The following is a 17,394-nucleotide window of genomic DNA, read 5'->3' as shown; positions in this document are numbered from 1 at the left end:
CGACCCGGCGCGGTCCGGCCTCCGCGACTCCGCGGCACGCCGCTCAGTGGAGCGTCCCGTCCCGAACGTGCGCGTCGTACGCGAACAGCGCGTAGCCCACGTCGAACGCGCGGTAGCCGGTCTCGGCGGCGATCTCGCGGATCGGCCCGATCATCGTCACGTAGTCGGCGGCGTCAAACGACTCTTTGCGGCCGTCAAGGTAGCCGAGCCGCTCCAGCGACGCCCAGACGCGCGTGTCGACGACGGCGTGGCGGTCGCCGTCGAGCGCGGCGACCACGCACGACGCCGTCGGCGCCTTGAATCCGGAGAGCCCGGTTATCAGGTGGATCGCGGAGAAGTCGCCGTCGACGGCGCGGGCGTTGCGCGTCACCTCCCGACACCGAGACTCGGGGTTCTTCTCGACGTGGTAGGCGCTCCGCGTCGACGACTCGTAGGCGATCTCGTACAGCTGGTCGCGCGTCAGGTGTCCCTGCGAGCGGTACGCCTCGCCGAACTCGTCGAGCCGTTCGGGAAGGACGCCCTGCGTCTCGGCGTAGCGGTCGAGGTTCTCGGCGACGAACGCGTCGAGGTCGGCGGCCTCCATGCGCGCCGCTTCCGGCTCGGCGACCAAAACGGCGGCGCCGCCGCTTGGGGTGATAATATACGCGGAACGCGTTTCGAGAGCTGTCCGAGTTCGCCGGTAGCGGATGCCGCGACCGAGCTACAGCCGAGTGAGGTTCGTCGCGCGCGGACCCTTGTCCGCCTCCTCGATCTCGAACTCTACCTCCTGTCCCTCCTCGAGGTCCGGGCCGCCGACGTCTTCCATGTGGAAGAACACGTCCTCGTCAGCGTCGTCAGTCTCGATGAATCCGTAGCCGCCGGTGTCGTTGAAGAAGTCGACCTTACCTGTCGCCATCGCATCCAAACCGTCTCCCGACGTGGTGATAAGTGTTGCGTGCCGCGCTCGCGGCGGAGAACTCGACACGATTTCGACGCAAACCCGGAATGAGGTTTCGATCCGAAATTTCATCCTCGTTCAGACTTTGGTTTCGAATGGGAAAGCGCACTAAGGGAGTAGCCCCTAGTACCAACCAAGATGAGTACCAGAACCACCCACCTCGACGTCACGGGAATGAGCTGTGCCAACTGCTCGGCGACCGTCGGTGACGCCGTGGGGTCGCTCGACGGCGTCACGCGGGCGGACGCGAACTACGCGACCGACGAGGCGACCGTCGAGTACGACCCGGAGGCGACGTCGCTCGCGGCGATCTACGACGCGATCGAGGGCGCGGGCTACGGAGCGGTCTCCGAGACGGCGACCGTGGCGATCACCGACATGTCGTGCGCGAACTGCGCGGACGCCAACCGCGAGGCGCTCGAGTCCGTGCCTGGCGTCGTCGACGCCGACGTGAACTACGCGACCGACGAGGCGCAGGTCCGGTACAATCCCGCCGACACGTCGCTTTCGGCGCTGTACGACGCCGTCGAGGACGCGGGCTACTCGCCGGTCCGCGAGGACGGCGACGGCGCCGGTGAGTCCGACGGGGACGGCGACGGATCGGGCGAGAGCGCGCGCGACGCGGCCCGGAACGCCGAGATCCGCAAACAGCGTCGGCTGACGCTGTTCGGCGCCGCGCTGGCCGCGCCGCTCCTCTTCCTCCTCGTCGACAACCTCCTCCTCGGGGGCCGCATCGCCCCGGACCGGGTCTTCGGCGTCGGGATCCACTGGGTCGCGTTCGCGCTCGCGACGCCCGTCCAAGTCGTGCTCGGCCGGCCGTTCTACGTGAACTCCTACAAGGCGCTCGTCACGAACGGTCGCGCCAACATGGACGTGCTGATCGCGTTGGGATCGACGACGGCGTACGTCTACTCCGTCGCCGTCCTCCTCGACGCGGTCGCCGGGAGCGTCTACTTCGACACGGCGGCGCTCATCCTCGTCTTCATCACCCTCGGCAACTACCTCGAGGCCCGCTCGAAGGGACAGGCGGGGGAGGCGCTCCGAAAGCTGCTGGAGATGGAGGCCGACACCGCCACGCTCGTCGACGAGGACGGGACCGAACGGGAGGTCCCGATCGACGAGGTCGAGGTCGGCGACCGGATGAAGGTCCGGCCCGGCGAGCGGATCCCGACCGACGGCGTCGTCGTCGAGGGACAGTCCGCCGTCGACGAGTCGATGGTGACCGGCGAGTCCGTTCCGGTCGAGAAGACCGAGGGCGACGAGGTCGTCGGGTCCACCGTCAACGAGAACGGCCTCCTCGTCGTCGAGGCGACGAAGGTCGGTGCGGACACCGCCTTACAGCAGATCGTCCAGACGGTGAAGGAGGCGCAGTCCCGCCAGCCCGACATCCAGAACCTCGCGGACCGAATCTCCGCGTACTTCGTGCCCGCGGTCATCGCGAACGCGGTGTTCTGGGGCGTCGTCTGGTTCGCGTTCCCCCAGACGCTCGCCGCGTTCGTCGACTGGCTCCCGCTGTGGGGCCAGGTCGCGGGCGGCCCCGCAGTGGTCGGTGGAACCGTCTCGACCTTCGAGTTCGCGGTCGTCGTCTTCGCCTCGTCGGTCCTGATCGCCTGCCCGTGTGCCCTCGGGCTCGCGACGCCGGCGGCGACGATGGTCGGAACCACCATCGGCGCGCAACACGGCGTCCTGTTCAAGGGCGGCGACGTCCTCGAGCGCGCGAAGGACGTCGACACCGTCGTCTTCGACAAGACGGGGACGCTCACGAGAGGCGAGATGGAGCTCACGGACGTGGTCGCGGTCGGCGAGCTCCCCGACGGCGGCGCGGTCGCCGAGCGCGGCGACGCGGCGACCGACGACGGTTCTGCGGGGACCGGCGACGGCGCGCTGGCCGACGAGGACGAGGTCCTCCGGCTCGCCGCGAGCGCGGAGCGCGGCAGCGAACACCCCCTCGCCCGCGCCATCGTCGACGGCGCCGAGGCGCGCGGCCTCGAACTCGGTGACCCCGCCGACTTCGAGAACGTCCCCGGTCACGGGGTGAGGGCCACCGTCGAGGGCGACGAGGTGCTGGTCGGCAACCGGAAGCTGCTGCGCGACGCGGGGATCGACCCCTCGCCCGCCGCCGAGACGATGGAACGCTTAGAGAGCGAGGGGAAGACGGCGATGCTCGTCGCCCGGATCCGGGCCGGCGCGGACGACGGGGAGCTCCTCGGCGTCGTCGCCGACGCGGACACGGTGAAGCCGAGCGCGGAGACGGCGGTGAGCCAGCTCCGCGAGCGCGGCGTCGACGTGATGCTGATCACGGGCGACAACGAGCGCACGGCCCGTGCGGTCGCAGAGCAGGTCGGCATCGACCCCGACGACATCCGCGCCGGCGTCCTCCCGGAGGACAAGTCCGACGCGGTCGAGGCGATCCAGGCCGACGGCCGCCGGGCGATGATGGTGGGCGACGGCGTCAACGACGCCCCGGCGCTCGCGGTCGCGTACGTCGGCACCGCCATCGGCTCCGGGACCGACGTGGCCATCGAGGCCGCCGACGTGACGCTGATGCGCGACGACCCGCTCGACGTGGTGAAGGCGATCCGCGTCTCCGACGCCACCCTCCAGAAGATCAGACAGAACCTCGTGTGGGCGCTCGGCTACAACACCGCGATGATCCCGCTCGCCTCGCTCGGGCTGCTCCAGCCCGTCCTCGCGGCCGGGGCGATGGCGGTCTCCTCCGTCTCCGTCCTCACCAACAGCCTCCTGTTCCGCCGGTACGACCCCGACGGCGACTACGCGCTCCTCGGGTTTCTCCGGCGCTGATCGGCCGTCGACCGACCGCGGGTTTCCCCGTCCTGACGGCGCTCCCGAAGCCCCAAGACGGCGCGGGGCGTACGACGGCACATGTCGACCCTCCTCGTCGTCGGCGGTAGCGGCTTCATCGGACGCGGCGTCTGTCGGTTCGCGGTCCGCGACGACCACGAGGTCCGCAGCGTCTCGCGGGGCGGCCGCCCCGACGTCGACGCCGAGTGGGCGGACGCCGTCTCGTGGACGAGCGCCGACCTGTTCCGCCCGAACGCGTGGCGCGACCGACTCGACGGCGTCGACGCCGTCGTCCACTCGGTCGGGACGCTCACCGAGTCGCCGAGCGACGGGGTCACCTTCGAGCGCGTCAACGGCGACGCGGCCGTGCTCACGGCGCTGGAGGCGGAACGCGCCGGCGTCGACGCCTTCGTCTTCCTCTCCGCCGCGGCGAAGCCGCCCGGCGTCCGGAACGCCTATTTGACGGCCAAGCGCCGCGCAGAGACCTCCGTCGCCGACCTCGACCTCGACGCCGTCATCCTCCGGCCGGGACCGGTGTACGGCGAGGGCCAACCGCACCTCCCCGGGGTCGCGGACCGGTTCCTCCGGTTCGTCGCGAGCGCGCCGCCGATCGCGTCCCGGCTCGGCGAGTCGCGACCGCTCTCCGTCGACACCGTCGCGAGGGCGACGTATCGGGCCGCGCTGAATCCGGACGCACGGCTGCTCGACGTCTCGGACATCCGAGAGCTCGCTCGGTGACCGACCGACCGGAAGCGGGGTGCCGACTCAGCGCGCGCCGCGCTCCCTCGCGATCTCCAGCGAGATGAAGAAGCCGAAGTACGCCGGGATCCCGGCGAGCATGAACATGTACAGCACCCACTGCGGAGCCGCGGAGAAGGCGAAGTCGTACAGCAGCGACACGAGCCCCACCCACGCGAACGCGAACAGCAGGTCCTGGACCATTCCGGTGCCGTTCTCGCTGAGCACGTTCCGGGCGCGGTCAGCGACGCTGGGGTCGGGTGAGGCGTCGTCCGGCGTCTCCGCGGCGTCCGTGTCGGGCATGAGGTGAGTGTGTGAGAGGGGGTACGTCGGTGTTGCGGAATCGCGCGGGGTCGGCCGCGCGATCGAGGACGTTCAGTCCTCGTCGAGGTAGTCGACGACGAGGACGGGGACGTGCGTCGAGCGCAGGGTGCGCTCCGTGACGCTGCCCAAGAGCGCGCGCCTGACGCCGGCCCGGCCGTGGCTCCCCATCACGATGAGGTCGATCCCGTTGTCCTCCGCGTAGTCGGCGATCACTTTGTGCGGCCGGCCGCCGGAGACGTGTTCGACGACGTCGACGCCACGCTCGGCACCGTGGTCGGCGACCACGCCGGTCGCCTCGTCCGCCTGGTCTTTCAGTTCGCCCATCTCGTCGAACCGACCCTGCTTGAGCCGGTCGACCTGCTCGGTCCCGAGGCTGAAGTTCACCGAGTCGATGTCGACCACGTACAGCGCGTGGACCTCGGCGTCGTACCGCTCCGCGAGGTCGAGCGCGTGGTCGACGGCGGCCTCCGCGACGTCGCTTCCGTCGGTGGGAACGAGGATGCGTTCGTACATTACCGCTCCGCCTCCGTGGAGTCGTCGTCAGCGCGGTCGCTCTCGGCGGCCGCGTCGTCAACTGCGGGGCCGCCGTCTGCGGCCGCGTCGTCAACTGCGGGGCCGCCGTCTGCGGCCGCGTCGTCAACTGCGCGGCCGCCGTCGGTCGCCACGTCCTCGCCGCCGTCCGCGGCGACGACGTCCTCGGCGGTCTCCTGTTGACTCATCGGCTCGGGGCTGTGACACTGCCGGACGATGCGCTTCGTCTCCAGCGACGGTTCGTCGGTCGCCATCGAGACGACGATGGTGACGACGAACACGATCGGGAGCGTGATGAGCGCCGAGCCGATGGCGGGCATCCACGTCGCGAGCCCGGTCGACAGCGGCGCCTCGAGCGAGCCGATGTACGTCGGGACGATCTGGTTGATCATCGGGATCGACCAGAGCGTCAGCCCGGTGGTCATGCCGGCCAGCGCCCCCTGTCGGTTGGCGTTCTCCCACCACATGCCGAGGAAGAACATCGGGAACAGCACGGAGCCGGCGAGCGAGAACGCGTATCCCACGAGCGCCGCGATCGAGGACGCGGGATTCAGCGCGGCCAGCGTCGTCAGCGCGCCCAGCGCGACGATCGAGAGGCGGCCGACGAGGATCTGCTGGCGCTGCGTCGCGTCCTCGTTGATGATGTTGGTGTAGATGTCGTGGCTGATCGCCGACGAGCCGGCGATGAACAGCCCGGCGACCGTCGCGATGGCCGCGGCGATACCGCCCGCCGCGACGATGCCGACGAACCAGTCCGGGAGGCCGGACAGCTGCGCCGCCAGCACGACGATGACCTCGCTGGCCGCGCTCGTCATGCCGGGGTCGCCGTACGTCGCGCCGACGTTCTGCGAGTAGAGGTCGGTGCCGAACGCCGCGAACGCCGGGGCGCTCCAGTAGAGGATACAGATGAAAAACAGCCCCCAGACCGTTGACCAGCGGGCCGTCCGCTCGCTCTCGACCGTGTAGAACCGGACGAGGACGTGCGGAAGCCCGCAGGTGCCGACGATGAGCGAGAACGTCGTGGCGACCCAGAGGTAGTAGCTCGAACCCGCGAACGGCTCGGAGAACTCGCTGCCGAGCTGGCTGATCAGCGCGCCGTACTCGAGCTGCGGCAGCACCGTGGAGTAGCCGTTGGTGTAGCCGACGACGAACAGTCCGACGACGAACGCGAGGATGAGGATGACGTACTGGACCGCCTGGTTCTTCGTGGCGCCCAGCATGCCGGACAGCGTCAGGTAGCCGACGGTGACGACCATCATCGCGACGACCATCACCTGGTACCCGTCTAAGCCGGGGATGAGGCCGCCGTAGTTACCGAAGATGTACAGGCCGACCAAGGCCATCCCCTTCGCCTGTCCGATGGCGTAGACGAAGCCGATGAGGAACGTCGTCACCGCCGCGATGGCGCGCGCGGTGTCGGAGTTGAACCGGTCGCCGACGAAGTCCGGCGCCGTGTACTTCCCGAACCGGCGCAGCTGCGCGGCGAGGAAGATGAGCAGGATGAAGTAGCCCGTCGTCCAGCCGACGACGAACACCAGCCCGTAGAAGCCGGCCAGCGCGATCGACGCCGCCATCCCGAGATACGACGCCGCGGACATCCAGTTCGCGCCGATCGCCATCCCGTTCTCGACGTTCCCGATGGACCGGCCGGCGACCCACATGTCGTCGGTGTCGGCCACGCGGAAGACGAACCCGATCGTCAGGAACAGGCCCAGCATTCCGATCACGAGCAGCGCCGGCCCGATCTTGAACGAGATGTCGAGGGCCTCCGGGAGGAGTTCGCTCTGGAGGAGCAGCGAACGTCCCGTCATTCGTCGGTCCCTCCGTCGGTCGCGGCGACGTCAGTGTGCTCGATCCCGTACTTTTCGTCGAGCGCGTCCCGCTTGCGCGAGTACCAGAACGCCAAGATCAGCGCGCTGGTCGGCGCGCCGAACGCGACGAGGAAGTAGTGGAGCGGGAACTGTAAGATCGGCATCGTCTGCGTCATCGCCTCGGGTGCGAGCCGAGTCAGGGTCACCGGCCCCCATACCGCGAGGACCCAGATCGCGAACCCCGTCCAGACGATGCGGAGGTGATCGCGCATGTACGGCGTGCTCGGGTTCAGGATGTTCACCTCCGCTCCGAGGTAATCGGTATCCTTGTGCGTCTGTGCGGCTCCCGCGGAAGCGACGCCGCCATCAGTGGCCACGTCATCGGTTGCGCGGCCACCGTCGGCCGCCGCGTCGCCGGTTGCGCGGCCACCGTCGGCCGCCGCGTCGTCCGAACTTCGTGAGTTATCGTTTGTCATGTGTTGTGGTGTGTATTATCGTGATTCGTTTGTGCGATTTTATCGTGATATTCGTGCGCCGTGCCGTGCGCTCCGTCCGTGTTGGTCGCCTCGAAAACGGGCCGCCGAGCGCTACTCGGCGTCGGCCTTCTGTTGGATCTCCTCGACGATCTCGGGGTTCCGGAGCGTGCTCGTGTTCCCGAGCTCCTCGCCGTCCGCGATGTTCTCGAGCAGGCGACGCATGATCTTCCCGGACCGGGTCTTCGGCAGGTCCGGCGTGAACACGACCTGCTCGGGGCGGGCGATCGGCCCGATGGCGTCCTCGACGCCCCCGACGATCGCCTCGCGGAGTTCGTCGGTGCCCTCGTAGCCGTCCTCGGTGGTGACGTAGGCGTACACCGCCTCGCCTTTGATCTCGTGGTTCCCGCCGACGACGGCGGCCTCCGCGACGCCTTCCACGCCGACGATCGCCGACTCGATCTCCATCGTCCCCAGCCGGTGGCCGGAGACGTTGAGCACGTCGTCGACGCGTCCGAGAACGGTGATGTACCCGTCGTCGTCGATCTTCGCGCCGTCCTCCGGGAAGTACACCCAGTCGTCGGGATCGTCGCTGTCGGTGTCGGAGTACTCCGCCCAGTACTCCTCGATGTAGCGCTCGTCGTTGTTGTACAGCGTCCGGAGCATGCCGGGCCACGGCTTCTGTACCGTGAGGTATCCGGCCTTTCCGGGCTCTACCTCGTCGCCGAGCGTGTCGAGGATCTGGACGTCCAGCCCCGGCAGCGGCGGCCCCGCGGCGCCGGGCTTCATGTCCTTGACGCCGGGGAGCGTCGTCACCATCATCCCGCCGGTCTCGGTCTGCCACCACGTGTCCACGATCGGGCACTCCTCGTTCCCGATGTGCTGGTAGTACCACTTCCACGCCCGCGGGTTGATCGGCTCGCCGACCGTGCCGAGCAGCCGCAGCGAGGAGAGGTCGTGGCGGTCGGGGAACTCCGAACCCCACTTCATGAACGCGCGGATCGCGGTCGGCGCGGTGTACAGCTGGGTCGCGTCGTGTTCCTCGACGATCTCCCAGAGCCGGTCGCGCTCCGGGTGGTCCGGCGTCCCCTCGTACATCATCGTCGTCGTGCCGAGCGAGAGCGGCCCGTAGACGATGTACGAGTGGCCGGTGATCCAGCCGATGTCGGCCGAACAGAAGTAGGTGTCATCGGGCTTGATGTCGAGGACCGACTGCGAGGTCCACGACACCCACGACATGTAGCCGCCGGTCGTGTGTTTCACGCCCTTCGGCTTGCCGGTCGTCCCCGAGGTGTACATCAGGAACAGCATGTCCTCGGCGTCGCGGGTGACCGGCTCGACCTCGGCGCCCTCGTGGGCCGCGACGAGGTCGTCGTAATCGATCTGGTCGTCGCCGAGGTCGTGGCCGAAGTCGTCGCCGTTCGGGCCGAGCCGGTCGACGACGACCGTTGTCGTCTCGTGGTCGACGCCCGCGAGCCCCTCGTTCGCCTTGTCGAGGTGGTCGAGCGGGTCGCCGCGACGGTAGTAGCCGTCGCAGGTGACGAGGTACTCCGACTCCGCGGCGTTCATCCGCGTCGCGAGCGCGTCGGCCGAGAACCCGGCGAACACGACGCTGTGGGGCGCGCCGATGCGCGCGCACGCCAACATCGCGATCGGCAGTTCCGGGATCATCGGCATGTACATCGTGACCACGTCGTCCTCCTCGACGCCCTGCTCCCGAAGGGCGGCCGCGAACTCGTTCACCTCGCGGTGGAGTTCCTCGTAGGTGTACGTGCGGTCGTCCTCGTCGACGGGTTCACCGACCCACTCGATGGCGGCCTCGTCGCCGCGCTCGTCGAGGTGTCGGTCGAGGCAGTTCGCCGACGCGTTCAGTTCACCGCCCGTGAACCACTCGTAGAAGGGCGGGTTGCCGTCGTCGAGCACCTGGTCGTAGTCGGTTTCCCACTCCAGCAGGTCGGCGGCCGCCTCCCAACACTCGGGCCAGTTCTCGTCGAACTCCTCGTAGATTTCCGGGTCGGAGACGTTCGCCTGCTCGACGAACGACTCCGACGGCTCGAATACTTCCTGTTCCGCTAATCTCGCTTCCAGTTGGCCGTCTCCCTCTGTCATGGTACGGTCGTACTCAACCAATATCGCCATATAAACGCTGACGCTAAATACGAAAAATCGTGACAGACTGGTGCCGATCTGTCCGGGTCGCCGGGCTCACCCGTTGCGGACCGCGCGCTCGTCGCCGTCCCGGACCGATCGCTCCGTACCGTCCTCGAAGACGCCGTCGAGCAGGGCGCGCTGGGCCTTCCGGAGGTGGTTGTGGAACGTCGGCGACGAGACGTCCATGGCGTCTGCGACCTCCTCGGCGGTGCTGCCGCGCGGCCAGTCGAAGTAGCCGCCGTGGTACGCCGCGGACAGCGCGGCCCACTGGCGGTCGGTGAACCTGTCGGCGATCCCGTCTCGCAGCGACGACTCCGTGCGCGGCGAGCGCGCGACCGACTCCTTGCTGGCGAGTCGAACGTCCGCGAAGCGGTCGCGGAGACCGTCCGCGACGGGCCTCACGTTCGTGCCCTCGGGGAAATCTGCGGCGACGCGGACGCGGCCGTCGGCGGCGGACGCCTCGCGGACCGTCGCGCCGCGGTCGACGAGCGCCCGGACCAGCGATCCGGCGGCGAGGCGCACCGACGCCGAGCAGCCGTCCTCGCGGGTCTCGATCACTCGGAAGTCGGAGACGCCCGGCGCCGCCTCGACGGCGGCCGCGAAGTCCTGCGGGCGCGCCCCGTCGACGGAGAGGTACGCCCGGGAGACCTCGTCGTCGACGTCGACGGTCGACGCCAACTGGATCCGGCAGTCGAGTCGCTCGCTCGCCCGCGCGAGGAACGCGGCGTCGTCCCTCGTGTGGAATTCGACCTCGGTGACCGCGTCCGAGTGGAGCAGCTCCCGCCATCGGTCCGCGGTGATCGCCCGACCGAGACACCGTCCGAGGACGGCGAGCGCCCGGCGCTCGGTCCCGCCGACGGGATCGTCGTCGGCCGCGACGACGCAGAGCGCCCCGTGAACGACGCCCTCGTAGGCCGCCGGGACCGCGACCGCGGGCCGGCCCCTCGTTCCCTGGTGACCGTCGGTCGCGGTCGGCGTGCGGTCCGCTATCGCGTCCGACCACGGTCCCTCGGCGGTCGCGCCCCGGTCCGCGAGCGTCTCTCGGTCGACGCCCGCGGTCGCGGCCACGTCGGCCGGCTCGCCCCCGACCGCCCGACGGACGACCCAGGCCTCGGCCCAGCGATCGCTCTCGAGGACGCCCGCGGGGACGGCCGCGACGGGATCTCCCGATTCGGGGTCCGCGAGCGCCTCGAACCCCGCCAAGGCGGTCGTTCCGGTCCGCTCCGCCGCGGCGGCGTCCTCCTCGCCGGCTATCGCGGCCGCGAGCGCCTCGCCGTCGAGCGGATCGAGGTACGGGTCGAGCGTGCCGAGCGACTCCCAACCGCCGGCGTCGCGGACCGCCCGCGGGTCGACGTCGCGCTCGACGAGTAACCGCCGAGCGAACGTCTTCCGAAGGGCGCTCGGGGTGACCCGCTCGTCGGGCGCGGCGTCGGTGCGGTCGGCGGCCCGCGCGGCGGTCTCGCTCACGATCATCTGGACGCGACGCGGCGAGACGCCGACGTACGGGTCGTCGTCGTCGAGTCCCTCGCTCGTCGCGTACCGATCGAGGTCGGCGGCCAGCGAGGCCGAAACGACGGTCTCGCGGTCGATCGGGTCGTCTCCGGGTCCCGTCGACTCCGCGGCGTCTCCCTCGTCGCCGCCGATCGCGGGCACCGCGAGGATTCGAACGCCCGCGACCGACTCCGCCTCGCGGAGGTGCCGGGGGGCGACGCGGGGTATCTCTCCGGTGCGGAGCCCCGCCTCGCCGGCCAGCCTGACGACGAGCGCCGCGCGATACGTCTCCGCGGCGGTGACGAGCGCGCCGTAGGCGTCCGCGTCGAGGGCGTCGACCATTCGTTTCGGATAGCAATAAGCAGACGAAACTAAACTGTTCCGGAAGTTCGCTCCTCGCCGCGGTCATTCGGGCACGCGCGGCGAGACGCCGTCGTCGGGCGTATCATCCGGGTACTCGTTTCGTTATCTCATCAGATCCCGAAACGGTCGCGGTCCGGCGTCGAGACGCTCCGACGGGAGGAGACCGAATCCCGCGAGACCGTCAGTCGTCCCCCTTTCGGACGGTCGACTCGATTTCGCCCACGACCTCCGGGTTACGGAGCGCGCTCACGTCTCCGAACTCCTCGCCGCGGGCGATGTCCTCCAGCAGTCGTCGCATGATCTTCCCCGAGCGCGTCTTCGGGAGTTCCGGGGTGAACACGATCCGATCCGGGCGAGCCACGTCTCCCACCGCGCTCGCGAGTCGGTCCGCGATGGCGTCGCGGAGCCCCTCGTCCGGCTCCACGTCGCCTTTCGTCGTCACGTACGCCACGATCTGGCCGTCGTCGTCACCGACGACCGCGGCCTCGGTCACTCCCTCGGCGTCGACGATGGCCGCCTCCAGCTCGCCGGTGTTGAAACGCTGTGCCCGGACGTTGATCACGTCGTCGACGCGGCCGAGGATCGCGACGTAGCCGTCCTCGTCGACGGCCGCGCCGTCGCCGGTCCGGTAGCGCCAGCCGTCCTCGCCGTTCAGCCAGTACTCCCGCAGGTAGCGCTCGTCGCCCTCGCGCAGCCCGCGGAGCATCCCGGGCCACGGGGACGCCAGCGTGAGGTACCCCGACTCGCCGGGGTCGACCGGCTCCCCGTCCTCGTCGACGACGCGGGCGTCGATACCCGGGAGCGGCGGGCCGACCTTCCCCGGTTTCATCGGGGTGATCCCGGGGAGCGTGGCGAGCGCGATGGCCCCGGTCTCGGTCTGCCACCACGTGTCGACGACGGGGGCGTCGCCCCCGCCGACGTGCTCGCGGTACCAGCGCCACGCCTTCGGCGTGATCGACTCGCCGACGGTCCCCAACAGCCGGATCGACGAGAGGTCGTGCGACTCGGGGTATTCCGCGCCCCACTTCATGAACGACCGGATCGCGGTCGGGGAGGTGTAAAAGACGGTGACCGCGTTGCGCTCGATCAGGTCCCAGACGCGGTCGCGGTCGGGGTAGTCGGGCGACCCCTCGTACAGCACGGTCGTCGTGCCGGTCGCGAGCGGGCCGTACACCCCGTAGGAGTGACCGGTGATCCAGCCGATGTCGGCGGCGCACCAGTAGGTGTCGTCGGGGCGCACGTCGAGGACGTTCCGCGTCGTCCACGCGACGTGCGCGAGGTAGCCGCCCGTGGCGTGTTCGACGCCCTTCGGTCGCCCGGTCGTCCCCGAGGTGTACATCACGAACAGCAGGTCGGTCGCGTCGCGCGCGACCGGTTCGACCGTCTCGCCGTCGTGCGCGTCGACGAGCGCGCCGTACTCGTGTTCGTCGTCGCCCAGCGAGACGGCGAGCTCGTCGCCGAGCCGGTCGACGACGACCGCGGCCGACAGCTCCCCCTCGGCGCGGATCCGAGCGTTGTCCGCCTTCGACTTCTGGTTGAACGCGTCCTCCCGGCGGTAGTAGCCGTCGCAGGTGATCAGGTACTCGGAGTCGGCCGCGTCGATCCGGGTCGCGAGCGCCTCCGCGGACAGGCCCGCGAAGACGACGTTGTGCGGCGCGCCGATGCGCGCGCACGCCAGCATCGCGATCGGCAGCTCCGGGATCATCGGCAGGTACAGCGTGACCACGTCGTCCTCCTCGACGCCGAGGTCGCGGAGCCCGGCCGCGACCGCGTTCACCTCCCGGTGGAGGTCGAGGTACGTGTACGACCGGCGCTCGCCGCGCTTCCCGAACCACCGGATCGCGAGCTGGTTCCGGCGGTCGTCGAGGTGGCGGTCGACGCAGTTCGCCGCCGCGTTGAGCCGCCCGTCGGGGAACCACTCGTAGAAGGGGGGCTCGGAGTCGTCGAGGACGGTCTCGTACTCCCGGTCCCACGTCAGCAGGTCGGCGGCCGCGCCCCACGCCTCCGGCCCCTCCCGGTCGAACCGCTCGTACACCGCGGGGTCGCTCGCGGCGGCCCGACCGCGAAATTCCGCCGGCGGCTCGACGGCGTCGCCGTCAGCACCCCCGAACGCTCGCCACCCGTCGACTCCGACGTCGTCCATGGTACCAGTTCGCAATCCAAGGGATGTATACTTTGTCCGGATCCCCGCCGGCTGAGGGTGACCGGTCCCCCGCCAGTAGGGGCCGATTGAGCCCCTGCCCCATGGAAGTGATCGGCTCCCTACCGAGTGGAACGGTCGGGGCGCCGATGCGGACCGGCCGGCGGCGGCGTCCCGTTCGTCCCGCGGATCCGAGAGAGCGTCAACCATTGCCGTCTCCGGGGAGCAACGCCATGACTCACCACTACGGGGCCTCTTACCCGTGAACCGACCGGACGAGGGGTATGGACACGGAGTTCGCCTACTGGGTACCGAACGTCAGCGGCGGGCTGGTCGTCTCCGACTGGGAGATGGACACCGACTGGACGTACGAGTACAACCTCGACCTGGCGCGGACGGCGGAGGACGTCGGCTTCGACTACGCGCTCGCGCAGGCCCGGTTCTTCGGGAGCTACGGCGCCGACCGCCAGTTGGAGGCGCTGTCGACCGCGAACGCGCTGGCGGCGCAGACCGAGACCCTCCACGTCATCGGCGCCGTCCACCCCGGGCTGTGGGAGCCCGGCCCGCTGGCGAACTTCATCGCCACCGCCGACCGCATCAGCGACGGCCGCTTCTCGATCAACGTCGTCTCCGGGTGGTTCAAAGGCGAGTTCACCGGGTTCGGCCGGTCGTGGCTCGCCCACGACGAGCGGTACGCCCGCTCCGAGGAGTTCATCGAGGCGATGAAGGCGCTGTGGACGGAGGAGCGCGCCACCTACGACGGCCGGTTCTACACGATCGGCCGCGACATCGACGGCTTCGAGGGCGCGCCGCTGGAGCCGAAGCCGGTCCAGGAGCCGTACCCGCAGGTGTTCCAGGGCGGCAACTCGCAGGCGGCCCGGAAGATGGCCGCGCGCAACGCCGACGTGCTGTTCATCAACGGCGGGAGCCTTCAGGAGATCCGCGCCGTGATCGAGGACGTCGAGGAGTACGCCGCGGAGTTCGACACGGAGCCGCCGCGGTTCGCGGCGAACGCCTTCGTCATCCAGCGCGACACCGAGGCCGCGGCGAAGGAGACGCTGGAGGGAATCATCGAGAACGCGACCGACGAGGCGGTCGAGGCGTTCCGGGAACAGGTGAAACAGGCCGGGCAGTCGTCCGCCGAAGGCGAGGGGATGTGGGCCGACTCCGACGTAGAGGACCTGGTCCAGTACAACGACGGGTTCAAGACCGGACTCATCGGGACCGACGATCAGATCGTCGAGCGGATCCGGAAGCTCGACGCGATCGGGATCGACGTCGTGCTCGCCGGGTTCCTCCACTACGACGAGGAACTGGAGCGGTTCGGCGAGACGATCATCCCGCGGGTCGAGGAGGCCGACCCGCTCGATCTCGACGAGATCGAAGGGGGCGACGAGGTCGAAGAGATCGCCGGCGCGCAGGTGGCGCGGTGACCGACGCGACCGGCGTCCTCGGGATCGCGGGCAGCGTCTCGACCGAGTCGAAGACCCGCAGCGCGGTCGAGACCGCGCTCGAGGCGGCCGATTCGGCCGGCGACGGGGTCGAGACGGAGGTGCTCCACCTCGCGGAGTACGACCTCGTCACCGCGGACGGACGCGGGCTCGACGAGTACGAAGGCGACACCGCGGCCGCGCTCGAACGGATCGTCGCGGCCGACGCCTACGTCGTCGGTACGCCGGTCTACCGCGGCTCCCACTCCGGGGCGCTGAAGAACCTGCTCGACATGGTCCCGCGCGGCATGTGGCAGGCCGACGTCGCGCCGTTCGAGGACGCCGCGGTCGGGCTCGTCGCCACCGGCGCGACGGATCACCACTACCTCGCGGTCGATCAGGAGCTCCGACCCGTCTTCGCCTTCTTCGGCGCCCACGTCGTCGACGGCGTGTACGCGAGCGACGACGACTTCGAGTCCCGCGAGGTGGCGGACGACGCCGTCCGAGAGCGGCTGGAAACCCTCGGGGCCGCGACCGTCGACCTCTCGCGGGCGATAGAGGAGAGCAACGCGCTCGGGTCGCTCGGTCCGCAGTTCTGAGCCGGAGCCGTCCCACCGGCCCGCAGCGAACCGGACCCGGTCGCGTCGTCGAGGCGACCCCTCACGCCGACTCGGCGGGCGCGATTTCGGCCGCCTTCGCGCGGGCCCGAGAGACGATGGAGGGCTTCGCCTCGAAGTCCACCGTCACCTGGTCGCCCGCGTACGTCTCCTCCGCGACGTACCCGTGGTCGTGGACCCACGAGACGAGGCTCATCGCGTCGTCCGAGACGGGGAGGACGAGTCGCTCGCGCTCCCAGTCGGGGAGCTCGCCCTCGACGCGGTCACGGAGTTCGGCCACCCCGGCCCCGGTCTTCGCCGAGACCGCGATCGGATCGGGCGCGACGCCCGAGAGGGCGGCGCGCTTGTCCGCGAGTTCGCCGGGTTCCAGCCGGTCGATCTTGTTGAACACCGTGACGACGGGCGCCTCGTTGCGCTCGTAGAGGGTGTCGTGGCTCGTGACGAGCTTCTCGCGCATCTCCGCGACCGGCTCGCTGGCGTCGACGACGAGCAGCACGAGGTCGGCCCGGTAGACGGAGTCGAGCGTCGACTCGAACGACTCTACGAGCCAGTGCGGGAGGTCCGAGATGAACCCCACCGTGTCGGTGAGGAGGACGTCGCGCTTCTCCATCTCCGCCCGGCGCGTCGTGGTGCCGAGCGTCGTGAACAGCATGTCCTGCGACTCGGCGGTGGTGTCGAGGTCGCGGTGGCGGTCGGCGTTCTCGTCGACCGCCAGCTCGTCCGCGAGCCGGCGCATCAGCGTCGACTTCCCGGCGTTGGTGTAGCCAGCGAGGGCGACCAGGTCGAAGCCGGACTCGCGGCGCTGCTCGCGGCGCGCCTCCTCCTTCTCCGCGATCGACTCCAGCTCGTCGCGGATCTCGGATATCTGGCGTTTGATGTCGCGCTCGACGCTCTCGTCGTACTCGCCCAGCCCCATGAATCCGGGGCGCTCGTCGCGCTTCGCGAGGCTCGCCTTCGCCTCCGCTCGGGGGAGCTCGTACCGCAGCTCCGCGAGCTCGACCTGGAGCTGCGCCTTCCGCGTGTTCGCGCGCTGCCCGAAGATCTCGAGGATGAGCGTGAAGCGGTCGACCACCTCGACGCCCTCCGGGAGCTTCCCGCCGACGTTGAACGTCTGGTACGGGCCCACGTCGTTGTCGACGATCACCGCCTCGGCGCCGGTCCGGCGGACCAGGTCGCGGAGCTCCGCGACCTTCCCCTCGCCGAACATGAAGGCGGCGTCCTCAGTGCGGGTCTGCGTGAGTTCGTCGACCACCTCGTAGCCGGCGGCGGCCGCGAGCTGCCGGATCTCGGATAGGTCGGCCTCGCCGGAATCGACGCGCTTGGCGACGACCGCTCGGCGCATTCCGGTGATCGGTTCCCCGTCGCTGCCCAACTCCCCGTCGCTACCCGGCTCCCCGGCACCGCCGCTCATGGAAGGGGATCGCGGGCGGCGTTCGCGGCGTGATGTGCTGCCTGCACTGTTTCGGCCCCGTCTACGCCCTCGACGTATTTAAAATCGGGCTGGAGGGCGCGTTCGCCGCGGGTCGAGGCCCGCGGGGTCGGCGACCCGCGGCTTCAGTCGCGGGCTCGCCGGTGAGCGCCGCCCG

The 17,394-nt window shown here is 69.9% G+C and carries 14 protein-coding genes and 1 pseudogene; 4 read left to right on the top strand and 11 right to left on the bottom strand.

Annotation, left to right across the window (positions count from 1 at the left end):
* Positions 1 to 43: 43 nt before the first annotated feature.
* Both EXE45_RS01625 and EXE45_RS01620 read right to left on the bottom strand, forming a co-directional pair.
* Positions 44 to 583: a hypothetical protein gene (locus tag EXE45_RS01625; protein WP_137693334.1), complete on the bottom strand. Its 540-nt coding sequence runs from the start codon at positions 581 to 583 to the stop codon at positions 44 to 46.
* Positions 584 to 700: 117 nt separating this feature from the next.
* A complete protein-coding gene (locus EXE45_RS01620) occupies positions 701 to 895 on the bottom strand; it encodes a cold-shock protein (RefSeq protein WP_004045866.1) in 195 nt (64 codons plus the stop codon).
* Between the two features lie 180 nt (positions 896 to 1,075).
* Here EXE45_RS01620 and EXE45_RS01615 point away from each other — a divergent pair, with 180 nt between their 5' ends.
* Both EXE45_RS01615 and EXE45_RS01610 read left to right on the top strand, forming a co-directional pair.
* On the top strand, positions 1,076 to 3,739 hold the full coding sequence (locus tag EXE45_RS01615; RefSeq protein ID WP_137693333.1) for a heavy metal translocating P-type ATPase: 2,664 nt from the start codon (positions 1,076 to 1,078) through the stop codon (positions 3,737 to 3,739).
* Positions 3,740 to 3,820: 81 nt separating this feature from the next.
* Entirely contained in the window at positions 3,821 to 4,477 is a 657-nt protein-coding gene (locus EXE45_RS01610; RefSeq protein WP_092922352.1) for an NAD(P)-dependent oxidoreductase, read from the top strand.
* A 27-nt stretch (positions 4,478 to 4,504) separates the two neighbouring features.
* Here the strand turns inward: EXE45_RS01610 and EXE45_RS01605 are convergent, their stop codons facing one another.
* The 7 genes from EXE45_RS01605 to acs (EXE45_RS01575) form a co-directional block, all read right to left on the bottom strand.
* Complete coding sequence (locus tag EXE45_RS01605) at positions 4,505 to 4,780, bottom strand: hypothetical protein (RefSeq protein ID WP_092922355.1); 276 nt, start codon at positions 4,778 to 4,780, stop codon at positions 4,505 to 4,507.
* A gap of 72 nt (positions 4,781 to 4,852) precedes the next feature.
* The gene (locus EXE45_RS01600) at positions 4,853 to 5,314 is read right to left on the bottom strand and encodes a universal stress protein (protein ID WP_092922358.1); all 462 of its coding nucleotides are present in this window, start codon (positions 5,312 to 5,314) and stop codon (positions 4,853 to 4,855) included.
* Positions 5,314 to 7,143, bottom strand: a complete 1,830-nt coding sequence (locus tag EXE45_RS01595; RefSeq protein ID WP_137693332.1) for a VC_2705 family sodium/solute symporter — start codon at positions 7,141 to 7,143, stop codon at positions 5,314 to 5,316. The genes EXE45_RS01600 and EXE45_RS01595 overlap by 1 nt, the downstream gene beginning before the upstream one ends.
* Positions 7,140 to 7,619 (bottom strand): DUF4212 domain-containing protein, encoded by a 480-nt coding sequence (locus EXE45_RS01590; protein ID WP_137693331.1) that lies wholly within the window; start codon positions 7,617 to 7,619, stop codon positions 7,140 to 7,142. The genes EXE45_RS01595 and EXE45_RS01590 overlap by 4 nt, the downstream gene beginning before the upstream one ends.
* Positions 7,620 to 7,730: 111 nt before the next feature.
* Positions 7,731 to 9,725: an acetate--CoA ligase gene (gene acs, locus EXE45_RS01585; protein ID WP_092922367.1), complete on the bottom strand. Its 1,995-nt coding sequence runs from the start codon at positions 9,723 to 9,725 to the stop codon at positions 7,731 to 7,733.
* 96 nt (positions 9,726 to 9,821) lie between these two features.
* Positions 9,822 to 11,600 carry a bacterio-opsin activator domain-containing protein gene (locus EXE45_RS01580; RefSeq protein ID WP_092922370.1) on the bottom strand — a complete coding sequence of 593 codons (1,779 nt, stop codon included), beginning with the start codon at positions 11,598 to 11,600 and terminating at the stop codon, positions 9,822 to 9,824.
* A gap of 202 nt (positions 11,601 to 11,802) precedes the next feature.
* The gene (gene acs, locus EXE45_RS01575; protein WP_137693330.1) at positions 11,803 to 13,764 is read right to left on the bottom strand and encodes an acetate--CoA ligase; all 1,962 of its coding nucleotides are present in this window, start codon (positions 13,762 to 13,764) and stop codon (positions 11,803 to 11,805) included.
* A 281-nt stretch (positions 13,765 to 14,045) separates the two neighbouring features.
* On the opposite strand from acs (EXE45_RS01575), the gene sfnG reads away from it, so the two are divergent.
* On the top strand, positions 14,046 to 15,194 hold the full coding sequence (gene sfnG, locus EXE45_RS01570) for a dimethylsulfone monooxygenase SfnG (RefSeq protein ID WP_137693329.1): 1,149 nt from the start codon (positions 14,046 to 14,048) through the stop codon (positions 15,192 to 15,194).
* On the top strand, positions 15,191 to 15,790 hold the full coding sequence (locus tag EXE45_RS01565; protein WP_137693328.1) for an NADPH-dependent FMN reductase: 600 nt from the start codon (positions 15,191 to 15,193) through the stop codon (positions 15,788 to 15,790). Before sfnG ends, EXE45_RS01565 begins: the two co-directional genes overlap by 4 nt.
* A gap of 61 nt (positions 15,791 to 15,851) precedes the next feature.
* On the opposite strand, the gene hflX is transcribed toward EXE45_RS01565, so the two are convergent.
* Positions 15,852 to 17,219, bottom strand: coding sequence for a GTPase HflX (gene hflX, locus EXE45_RS01560; RefSeq protein ID WP_137693327.1), 1,368 nt, complete (start codon positions 17,217 to 17,219; stop codon positions 15,852 to 15,854).
* Positions 17,216 to 17,317: pseudogene (locus EXE45_RS21190) on the bottom strand (DUF2209 domain-containing protein); the annotation flags it as partial. The pseudogene EXE45_RS21190 and the gene hflX, both read right to left, overlap by 4 nt.
* Positions 17,318 to 17,394 lie beyond the last annotated feature (77 nt).

The organism is Halorubrum sp. SP9 (assembly GCF_005435015.1).
GTDB classification, from domain to species: Archaea; Halobacteriota; Halobacteria; order Halobacteriales; family Haloferacaceae; genus Halorubrum; species Halorubrum sodomense.
This window is presented reverse-complemented; position numbering and strand designations above follow the sequence as displayed.

What these genes read in the sequence shown, in the direction of transcription:
- acs (WP_137693330.1), bottom strand. Translation starts at nt 13,764, where the DNA reads ATGGACGACGTCGGAGTCGACGGGTGGCGAGCGTTCGGGGGTGCTGAC.
- EXE45_RS01600 (WP_092922358.1), bottom strand. Translation starts at nt 5,314, where the DNA reads ATGTACGAACGCATCCTCGTTCCCACCGACGGAAGCGACGTCGCGGAG.
- EXE45_RS01625 (WP_137693334.1), bottom strand. Translation starts at nt 583, where the DNA reads ATGGAGGCCGCCGACCTCGACGCGTTCGTCGCCGAGAACCTCGACCGC.
- acs (WP_092922367.1), bottom strand. Translation starts at nt 9,725, where the DNA reads ATGACAGAGGGAGACGGCCAACTGGAAGCGAGATTAGCGGAACAGGAA.
- EXE45_RS01590 (WP_137693331.1), bottom strand. Translation starts at nt 7,619, where the DNA reads ATGACAAACGATAACTCACGAAGTTCGGACGACGCGGCGGCCGACGGT.
- EXE45_RS01615 (WP_137693333.1), top strand. Translation starts at nt 1,076, where the DNA reads ATGAGTACCAGAACCACCCACCTCGACGTCACGGGAATGAGCTGTGCC.
- EXE45_RS01610 (WP_092922352.1), top strand. Translation starts at nt 3,821, where the DNA reads ATGTCGACCCTCCTCGTCGTCGGCGGTAGCGGCTTCATCGGACGCGGC.
- EXE45_RS01620 (WP_004045866.1), bottom strand. Translation starts at nt 895, where the DNA reads ATGGCGACAGGTAAGGTCGACTTCTTCAACGACACCGGCGGCTACGGA.
- EXE45_RS01605 (WP_092922355.1), bottom strand. Translation starts at nt 4,780, where the DNA reads ATGCCCGACACGGACGCCGCGGAGACGCCGGACGACGCCTCACCCGAC.
- EXE45_RS01595 (WP_137693332.1), bottom strand. Translation starts at nt 7,143, where the DNA reads ATGACGGGACGTTCGCTGCTCCTCCAGAGCGAACTCCTCCCGGAGGCC.
- hflX (WP_137693327.1), bottom strand. Translation starts at nt 17,219, where the DNA reads ATGAGCGGCGGTGCCGGGGAGCCGGGTAGCGACGGGGAGTTGGGCAGC.
- sfnG (WP_137693329.1), top strand. Translation starts at nt 14,046, where the DNA reads ATGGACACGGAGTTCGCCTACTGGGTACCGAACGTCAGCGGCGGGCTG.
- EXE45_RS01580 (WP_092922370.1), bottom strand. Translation starts at nt 11,600, where the DNA reads ATGGTCGACGCCCTCGACGCGGACGCCTACGGCGCGCTCGTCACCGCC.